At 41.2% G+C, this 9,586-nt stretch carries 8 protein-coding genes; 6 read left to right on the top strand and 2 right to left on the bottom strand.

Annotated features, from left to right (window positions below; genetic code table 11):
• Window positions 1-443: 443 nt before the first annotated feature.
• Both FTU83_RS10240 and FTU83_RS10235 read right to left on the bottom strand, forming a co-directional pair.
• Window positions 444-1,976, bottom strand: coding sequence for an aspartate aminotransferase family protein (locus FTU83_RS10240; RefSeq protein ID WP_168379197.1), 1,533 nt, complete (start codon window positions 1,974-1,976; stop codon window positions 444-446).
• A gap of 3 nt (window positions 1,977-1,979) precedes the next feature.
• The gene (locus FTU83_RS10235; protein ID WP_078190193.1) at window positions 1,980-3,353 is read right to left on the bottom strand and encodes a diaminobutyrate--2-oxoglutarate transaminase; all 1,374 of its coding nucleotides are present in this window, start codon (window positions 3,351-3,353) and stop codon (window positions 1,980-1,982) included.
• A gap of 485 nt (window positions 3,354-3,838) precedes the next feature.
• Between FTU83_RS10235 and FTU83_RS10230 the strand changes: the two genes are divergently transcribed.
• From FTU83_RS10230 to arsH, 6 genes are all read left to right on the top strand, one after another.
• Window positions 3,839-4,540, top strand: a complete 702-nt coding sequence (locus tag FTU83_RS10230; RefSeq protein WP_180106370.1) for an SIMPL domain-containing protein — start codon at window positions 3,839-3,841, stop codon at window positions 4,538-4,540.
• A 187-nt stretch (window positions 4,541-4,727) separates the two neighbouring features.
• Entirely contained in the window at window positions 4,728-6,923 is a 2,196-nt protein-coding gene (locus FTU83_RS10225) for a TonB-dependent siderophore receptor (protein WP_180106372.1), read from the top strand.
• A 113-nt stretch (window positions 6,924-7,036) separates the two neighbouring features.
• Window positions 7,037-7,366 carry a metalloregulator ArsR/SmtB family transcription factor gene (locus FTU83_RS10220; protein ID WP_180106374.1) on the top strand — a complete coding sequence of 110 codons (330 nt, stop codon included), beginning with the start codon at window positions 7,037-7,039 and terminating at the stop codon, window positions 7,364-7,366.
• Entirely contained in the window at window positions 7,363-7,836 is a 474-nt protein-coding gene (locus FTU83_RS10215; RefSeq protein WP_180106376.1) for an arsenate reductase ArsC, read from the top strand. Before FTU83_RS10220 ends, FTU83_RS10215 begins: the two co-directional genes overlap by 4 nt.
• On the top strand, window positions 7,836-8,876 hold the full coding sequence (gene arsB, locus FTU83_RS10210; RefSeq protein WP_180007689.1) for an ACR3 family arsenite efflux transporter: 1,041 nt from the start codon (window positions 7,836-7,838) through the stop codon (window positions 8,874-8,876). The genes FTU83_RS10215 and arsB overlap by 1 nt, the downstream gene beginning before the upstream one ends.
• 1 nt (window position 8,877) lies before the next feature.
• Complete coding sequence (gene arsH, locus FTU83_RS10205; RefSeq protein ID WP_168379190.1) at window positions 8,878-9,582, top strand: arsenical resistance protein ArsH; 705 nt, start codon at window positions 8,878-8,880, stop codon at window positions 9,580-9,582.
• The last annotated feature ends 4 nt before the right edge of the window (window positions 9,583-9,586 follow it).

The raw sequence follows: 9,586 nt of genomic DNA, 5'->3' as shown, positions 1-9,586 counted from the left end.
CCATACTGGCAGGGCTTTCAATACTATTGAACACTCTTCAGTTGTTGTCAGAGTATTCGTCTGATGAGCTGAATGCGATTGCTCAGATCGCATTCAATTTATAAAAAATGTGTAGATACCTATGCCTACAAGGAGAGGGAAACTCCTTTACAAGCCTTATATTGGTTATAAATATTGTGGTATCTCATTCATCAAATGATAAACATCAATGACTATCGCGACTGGAGACAGGGATGTCACTATAAGGTAATGGTCACATGGATGTACCTTTTGCCTGAGAAGGATTTTAGTTACTTTGATCCCTCAAAGTAACAATCTGCCTACGCAGTAAACTATCATCTTTCAATGAAAAATTGCGGCCATGCAATAAATTAAGCGCCTTTTCATTTTTTAAAAAAAAGGAGCTCAAATGAGCTCCTTCTTCTACAACTACAAAATGATGATTAGTCAATTGCAGGAGTATATGTACCATCAGCAATTGGACCTTTGATACGATCCGCTTCTGCTAGCACAAGAGCAAGCAAGTTCTTCACGTTGTCTAAAGTTGCTACTGGGCTTAAAGTCGTCATTTTCAATGATTGAACCTGACCCACTTTAGTTACACCAATATTCGCTTCACCACGAGCAAACAATTCGTCTGCTACGTTTTGGTTCAATGTATCTAACAATTCTGCTGGGTAACCTGCTGGTACTACACGGAACAAAACAGATGCAAATTGAGGATCAACCAGCATTTCTAGACCGTCAGTTGCATTGATATAATCTGCAACATCACGTGTAAGACCTACACCATGATCGATCATCGAACCGTAAAGCTCTTCACCTAACGCTTCAACCGTCATCCACAATTTCAACGCGTCAAAACGACGTGTTGTTTGTAGTGACTTAGATACTAAGTTAGGAACGCCATGCTCTTCATCATAAGCAGAGTTTAAATACTCAGCTTCATAATGCATGAAACGATAGTTCGATTCATCTTTAAGCAAAAATGCGCCACATGAAATCGTTTGGAAGTAATGCTTATGGAAATCAAGCGTTACCGAGTCAGACAGTTCAATACCATCTAACATTGAACGATAGTCATTTGAAAGAATCAGTGCACCGCCCCATGCTGCGTCGATATGCATCCACGCGTCATATTTGTTGGTGATTGCACGCACTTCTTTCAATGGGTCAATTGCGCCTGCATCGGTTGTACCCGCAGTTGCAACCACACATGCTACAATTTTACCTTCAGCTTGAAGGTGCGCCATGGTTTTCTCAAGCGCGTCTATATCCATGCGTGCATTTGCATCTACAGGAACAGTGACAACAGATTGGAAACCCATACCCATCATGGCCATGTTCTTTTGCACAGAGAAGTGTGCATTTTCAGAACAGATCACTTTTACGTTACGCATTGCTTCCGCAGGTACGCCATCACGCTGAACAGACCACGGGTTACCGTTTTCGTCTTTCCAGTTTTTAGCAATACATGCATCACGTGCAAGCAAAACACCCATTAAATTAGACTGCGTACCGCCAGAGGTGAATACACCTGCTTGACCTGCACCATAGCCAACTTTTTGGCGAAGCCAGTCAATTAACTGAACTTCCATCAATGAACCTGCAGGGCTTTGATCCCATGAGTCCATAGATTGGTTAGTCGCGTTGATCAGCACTTCAGCGATTTGGCTTGTTACCATTGTTGGGCAATGCAAATGCGCTAAAGAATGTGGGTGATGTACTTTTAAGCTTTTGTTTAAGAACAGCTCAACCATACGGTCTAGTGATTTTTGTACACCCATACCTTCTTTTGAAGGATTGAATGCAATTGCACTACGAAGCTCTTTAATGCTACCGCCGGTGTACATTTTGTCATTTTGCAACCATGCAGAAACGGCTTTGACCGCTTCGCCCATTGCTGACTGATAGTCAGCAATGGATTGTGCATCATTGCAGAATAACGCTTTACGATGTTCTGCAAAATCTACCATGACTTATGCGCCTCGAGTTGCAACAAGTGCTTCAGCAAGTGCTTTCTTGAAGCGAACGATCACTTCTTCACATTCAGCTTGGTTAATGATCAATGGGCAAAGTAAACGAATTACAGTACCGTTACGACCACCTTTTTCTAACAACAATTTGTTGTTGAAACATGCTGCTTGAATTGCTGCTGCCAATTGAGAATCACCTGGTAAAGAACCCATGTGATCTGCTTTTTGACGTTCATCAACAATTTCAACACCAATCATCAAACCACGGCCACGTACGTTACCGATACATGGGAATTCTACCGCTAATTTTTTAATTTCAGCTTGTAAGAAGTCGCCACGCTCTTGCGCGTTTTGAGCCAAGTTTTGTTCTTTGATGGTTTTGATTGTTGCAAGACCAGTACCCATAGCAAGTTGGTTACCACGGAATGTACCCGTGTGACCCGCTGGTTGCCATGCGTCAAACTTACGTTTAATGCCCAATACTGCAAGTGGTAAGCTACCACCTACCGCTTTAGACATTACAACGACGTCTGGCTCAATACCTGCATGTTCAAAGGCAAACATTTTACCTGAACGTGCAAAGCCCGCTTGTACTTCATCAAGAATCAACACGATGTTGTGCTTTTCAGTCACTTCGCGGATTTTCTTTAACCATTTTACAGGTGCAGTCACTACACCGCCTTCGCCTTGGATTGCTTCCAAGATTACAGCTGCAGGTTTCGTTACACCACTTTCTACGTCTTCAATGAAGTTTTCGAAATAATAGGTTAATGCGTCTACACCCGCTTCACCACCAATGCCTAATGGGCAACGGTATTCATGCGGATACGGCATAAATTGAACACCCGGCATTAAGCCGTTCACAGCGTTCTTCGCAGACAAGTTACCTGTCATTGCTAAAGAACCGTGAGTCATACCATGGTAACCACCTGAGAAGCTGATTACTGAACTACGACCAGTGTAAGTTTTTGCTAATTTAATTGCTGCTTCTGTACCATCTGCACCAGATGGGCCACAGAACTGTAGACAATACTCTTCTTTACCACCAGGTAATTGCTCAAGTAGTGCTTCAGTAAAAGCATCTTTTAAAGGCGTTGTTAAATCCAAAGTATGCAATGGGAGGCCACTTGCAAGTGTGTCTTGGATACTTTGAATTACCGCAGGATGATTATGGCCTAATGCCAATGTTCCTGCCCCAGCCAAACAATCGAGGTACTCTGTACCTTCAACATCAGTAACCCAACAACCTAAAGCTTTTGCTATCGCAAGTGGAAGTTTACGCGGATAGCTACGAACATTGGATTCCATCTGGCTTTGGCGAGTCAAATAGTATTCGTTAGTAGAATTAGTGGCAGGGTTTACAGAAGAAACGCTCATATCGAATTACCATCTCTGATATGGGTTGAAAGAAATAAGTCGGGTGACTTGCGGTCCTTTGACTCGGTGCTTTATGAGTTTCTAGTTAGCTTTAAAAGCTCTTTGAGTATGGGCTAACTAGGAGGCGGATGATACAGACTTTTTCAAGAAAATAAATCACTTTTATGATCAAATAAAAAGATAATTTAGAGAAAAAACAGATCTATTCCATGGATATCTTGAATTATCATCTTACAGTGTGACAAAACAAAGAAAACCTTTTTATTTTATGCTTTTTTACAACTTATGAATGATTATTGTAATCTTCAATTATTTAAACAACTAAGTACTGATTATTTAAATAAATAATTCATCAAGCACTACATTTATTTTTCTTGAAAGATTTACAATCCCACCACAGATTTTCCTTTAATCCATCACAATCCCCTTTTAAGATAACAGCATAAGCTAAATTAATCATTCTGAAAGAAGAATAGGTCATAACAATGCGTAAAATTATCTTATCCACTGTTTTATTAGCATCCGGTCTAGGTTTGGCAGCAGCAACTCAAGCAGCTGAGCCACTCAATTACAACATCGTGAATATTCAGGCGGATGCTACTCGCCAAGTGTCGAACGACCAAATGTATGCCGTTTTATATATTGAAAAATCAAATAAACAGCCGGCTGAACTTGCTACCCAAATCAACCAATTGATGACCCAAGCGGTGAACACAGCCCGTAAATACCCTGCGGTAAAAATCGAAACGGGATCTCAAAGCACCTACCCGATTTATGACAATGACAGTCGTAAATTGAAAGAATGGCGTGGTCGTGCCGAAGTACGTTTAGAAAGTACAGACTTTAAAGCAGCTAGCCAATTGGTGAGCGAGTTACAACAAAATTTCCAAACTCAATCCATCAGCTTTAGTGTGTCAGATGCACAGCGTAAAAAAGTTGAAAATGAACTGATGGTTGAAGCATCCAAAAACTTTCAACAACGTGCCCAAGCGCTCGCTCAGGCATGGAATAAATCAGGCTACAACTTAGTTAATATTAATTTAAATACCAGCAATTATGGTGGTCAGCCAGTTCCGCGTATGGCGATGATGAAAGCTGCGGCAGCTGATGCTATTCCTGAGCAAGAAATGGCAGGTGGTGAATCTAAAATCACGGTCAGTGCAAATGGCTCTATCCAGTTCAAATAATTAAATTCATTTTAAGAAACCGTGCTTTAGCGCGGTTTTTTTAATTATAAAATCCACCTATTCTTTATTTAAATTAAAAAGTCTATTAGCTTAGTCAAATTCATAGTTTTAAATGATAATCATCCTTATTTAAATTTATCACACTCAAGATTATGATACGCGCACTCTCTCCATTGCTCACACTTTTATGTATAGTTCAAGCAAAAAATCTTCAAAGCTTCAAAACTTCCCTTTATTACCGCTGAGTATTGCCGTAGGTATAAGCATGGTTGCCACTATGGCTTCTGCTGCTGAAAATACAGATACCGCGCAAGCTGATGTTTTACCGACCATCACCATTGAAACTCAAGGGAACTGGCTGGAAAACGCCAATGAAAAAAAGGTGCAAAAGCATGCCGGTGCGCGGACCATTATTGACCGTAAACGCTTAAACGAAAGCGCAGCAACATCTCTAAAAAATGCGTTACGCCAAGTTTCTGGTGTTCAGGTTCAAGAAAATAATGGTACTGGCGGTAGCGATGTTTCATTAAATATTGGCGTTCGTGGATTAACTTCTCGCCTCTCTCCACGTTCAACTGTGTTGATCGATGGCATACCAATGTCATTTGCACCGTATGGCCAACCACAGCTTTCGATGGCGCCTGTCTCTTTAGGAAATATAGAATCTGTTGATGTAGTCCGTGGTGCAGGTTCTGTCCGTTTTGGGCCACAAAATGTCGGCGGTATTATCAACTTTGCCACACGTAGCATTCCTGAAGACTTTAAAGGTACCGTGGCATTAAACTCTGAATATGCAACAGGTACAGATCAGGTAAAATTAGGTCCTAGTCTGTTTGTTGGTGGAACATTAGATAATGGTTTAGGTCTTGCCTTGCTTTATTCAGGTACTAAAGGCAACGGTTATCGTGAAGCGAACAATAAAAATGACATTGATGATGTCATGTTAAAAACCGCTTATGACATCACTGATCAGGATAAAATCGCATTAAATTTCCATCATTACGATGGTACAGGTGAAATGCCTGAAGGTTTAAGCGCTGCTGAATTCGAAGTAAATCCATATCAAACGTCGCATTATCGTGACTTTTTCACTGGCCGTCGTTCAGATGTATCCCTACGTTATACACATAAAGATGACACGAACAACTTTGAACTTTTAAGTTATTACATCGATTCATTCCGTACCAGCAACCTTGAATCTACTTTAGCCAACGGCAATCATCGCTTAGATGCTTCACCGCGTGATTATAAAGTCTTTGCCATTGAGCCACGTTATTCACGTAGCTATAGTTTAGGTAGCACGCTGAATGAAGTGACTGTCGGCTACCGTTATATGGACGAAGAGAGCACCGAGTTCGCAGGCCGTACTGAATACGCAGCAGATGCAGAACCCGGTCAGTTTATAGCACGTACCCGTAGTGCGGGTGGCACCAAAGCGCATGCTGCTTATATCGATAACCGTATAGAACTGGGTAAATGGAATATTACACCCGGCGTTCGTTTTGAATCGATTGATACGCAAAACAGTTTTAGTGCCTATAAAAATGGCGTATTACAAAATACTGTTCATCCATCGATCCAATCAGATGAATTTTTGCCAAGTTTAGCTATCCTGTATAAAGCAACAGACCATTGGAATTTCTTTGCCAATGCCGGTGTCTCTTTTGGTCCACAGCAATATAACCAGTTAGCAACAACGCAAGGTACTACAGCGGTCACCACCTTAGATGGCTTACATCCTGAAAAGTCTAATAACTATGAAATTGGTACCAAATATTTAGGCAATGGTTTGAGTGCTGAATTGACTGCGTTTTATCTAGATTTTGACAAAGAACTGATTTTAGAACGTGATGCTGCAAACAATGGCATTTGGACTGACCTCGGTGCTACAAGTCATAAAGGGATCGAAACCGGTTTTAGCTATGACTTTGGACATTTAGCTGACAAGCTCAAAGGCTTAAAAGCCTATGGTAATTACACCTATACCAAAGCGGTTGCTGAAGCAGGTAACTTTAAAGGTAAAGATTTGCCCTTCTATTCACAAAATGTCGCAAACTTTGGCTTAGGCTATAAATATGATGCTTGGTCCATCAATGCTGACATGTACGCACAATCTAAGCAACGTGCTCCAGGTAACCAAGATTCTAACATCTACCAAACTGAAGAAACTGCAAACGGTAAACTGGGCGATATTCCTGGCTATTCAACTTTCGCTGTACGTACAGGCTATGACTTTAGCGGTTCGCTGCAAGGGGTTAAAGTTGCCGCTGGCATCAAGAATGTATTTGATAAACAGTATTTCACCCGTTCATCAGATGCAACCGGTGGTAAATATATTGGTCAGCCACGAACCTTCTTCTTACAAATTTCATTCGACTTTTAAACTGGTCTAAATATAAAGATCCCACCATGTGTGGGATCTTTATTGAATAATATATATGGACATCCATATATTCATATGTAAAGATATATGAAAATCCATATATGCAGATAAACATGGAACAGACTGAATTTTTCAAATTACTTGCAGATGAGACTCGTCTGAACATCATCATGCTGTTGGCTTGTAAAGGTGAACTCTGCGTCTGCGAACTCACTGAGTCCCTTGAATTGAGCCAACCTAAAATTTCGCGTCATTTGGCATTACTGCGTTCATCAGGTGTGCTGAGTGATCAACGTAAAGGTCAATGGGTCTATTACTCCATTCACCCTGCACTGCCTACTTGGTGTACACAAATACTTGATGTCATGCGTCACCAAGAACGATTTAAAAATCTCGATTTAAACTCTCCGAAAGGCACTACAACATTGTGTGAAACGCTATGAATTTTTTATTTCTATGTACTGGCAATAGCTGCCGCAGCATTTTATCCGAAGTACTTTTTAACCAGCGTGCCCCTGAAGGTTTCCGTGCTTATAGCGCAGGCAGTAAACCTTCAGGACAAGTCCACCCATTTACCTTAAAAACCCTACATAACCTCAATCTACCGACTGAGGGTTTGTCGAGTAAAACCATCGCAGCATGTGAACAATATCAACCCGATGTGGTAATTACCGTCTGTGGTTCTGCCGCTCAAGAAGCTTGCCCAATTTACTTAGGCTCTGCCATCAAAGCCCACTGGGGCTTAGAAGATCCTTCCCATTTAGAGCTTGTAGATGAAATAAAACTTGCAGCATTTCTTGATACCGTGGCGCATATTAACCGCCGTTTAGATGCTTTATTTGCACTCGATTTTACGCAATTAAGTCGTGAAGAACTCAACCTAGAAATCCAAAAAATTTCAGAGATCCAATAATGGCTGCTGCAAAACTGTCATTTCTAGACCGCAATCTAACGCTATGGATTTTTATCGCAATGGGGCTAGGCATTGCGATTGGCGTCTATATTCCAAGTGCTTCAAGAGCTTTAAATCAACTCAATATCGGTGATGTCAATATTGCGATTGCCATTGGTTTAATCCTGATGATGTATCCGCCTTTGGCGAAAGTGGATTACAAAGCGCTGCCTGAAGTGTTTAAAGATAAACGTACCTTATACCTATCACTGGTTCAAAATTGGTTAATCGCACCTTGCCTGATGTTTATTTTGGCGATCGTGTTTTTACAACACTACCCTGAATACATGACCGGTTTGATTCTGATTGGTTTAGCACGTTGCATTGCAATGGTTCTGGTTTGGAATGATCTCGCTTGTGGGGATAACCAATACGTAGCGGCTTTAGTGGCCTTTAACAGTATTTTCCAAATTGCATTTTTTAGTACCTACGCATGGTTCTTTTTGAGTTTTTTACCGCCTTATTTTGGTATAGAAGCACAAGTGATCCAAGTCAGCTTTTGGACCATCACACATGCAGTATTGGTGTATCTAGGTATTCCCTTCCTGCTCGGTTTCCTGACGCGTGCCATATTGGTAAAACAAAAAGGTCTGGCTTGGTATAAAAATCAATTTATACCCAAAATCAGCCCCATCAGTTTAATGGCATTACTCTTTACCATTGTGGTGATGTTTAGCCTCAAAGGTGCAGATGTCTTGAGCCTTCCAATGGATGTACTGCGTATTGGCATTCCCCTCACGATCTACTTTGTGGTGATGTTTTTCATTAGCTTTTTGATGAGCAAATGGATGGGTAATAATTACGCCAAAACCACTGCCATATCCTTTACCGCAGCGGGTAATAATTTTGAACTTGCCCTCGCTGTTGCCATCGCCACCTTTGGTATTGCATCTCCGATTGCATTTACCACGATTATTGGCCCATTGGTTGAAGTCCCTGTGCTAATTGCATTAGTGAGTGTATCGCTATGGTTAAAACGAAAATGGTATAAAGAGAACTAAAATGAAGCTCCCCAATATTCAACTAGATCTACTTGAAACACCGCGTTTTGAACAAGTTCAAGCTAAAGCACTTGAACATCCGCCACGCATTCTGCTGCTATATGGCTCTAACCGTGAACGCTCATTTAGCCGCCTAACGGTATTGGAGGCGGGTCGAATCCTTGAACATTTTGGTGCAGAAGTCAAAATTTTTCATCCTAAAGGTCTTCCACTGCCTGAAGATGCTGAAACTTCACATCCCAAAGTTCAGGAATTACATGAATTGCTTACATGGTCAGAAGGCATGGTTTGGTGTTCGCCAGAACGACATGGTGCGATGAGCTCTATATTGAAAGCACAAATTGATTGGATTCCTTTAGCGTCAGGTGCCATTCGTGCTACTCAAGGTAAAACGCTGGCGTTAATGCAAGTCAGTGGTGGTTCGCAATCTTTTAATGCTGTTAACCAAATGCGCATCCTTGGGCGTTGGATGCGGATGATCACGATTCCAAATCAATCTTCCGTTGCAAAAGCATTTTTAGAGTTTGATGAAAATGATCGCATGAAACCTTCCTCCTATTACACTCGCATTGTCGATGTGATGGAGGAATTATATAAATTTACCCTACTCACACGTGGTCAATCTGCCTACCTCACAGATCGCTATTCTGAACGAGTTGAAAGTGCGGAAGAGCTCTCTAAACGGGTTAATCAAAAGAACCTTTAATGAA

This window comes from Acinetobacter sp. YH12152 (genome assembly GCF_013418285.1).
GTDB lineage: Bacteria > Pseudomonadota > Gammaproteobacteria > Pseudomonadales > Moraxellaceae > Acinetobacter > Acinetobacter amyesii.
This window is presented reverse-complemented; position numbering and strand designations above follow the sequence as displayed.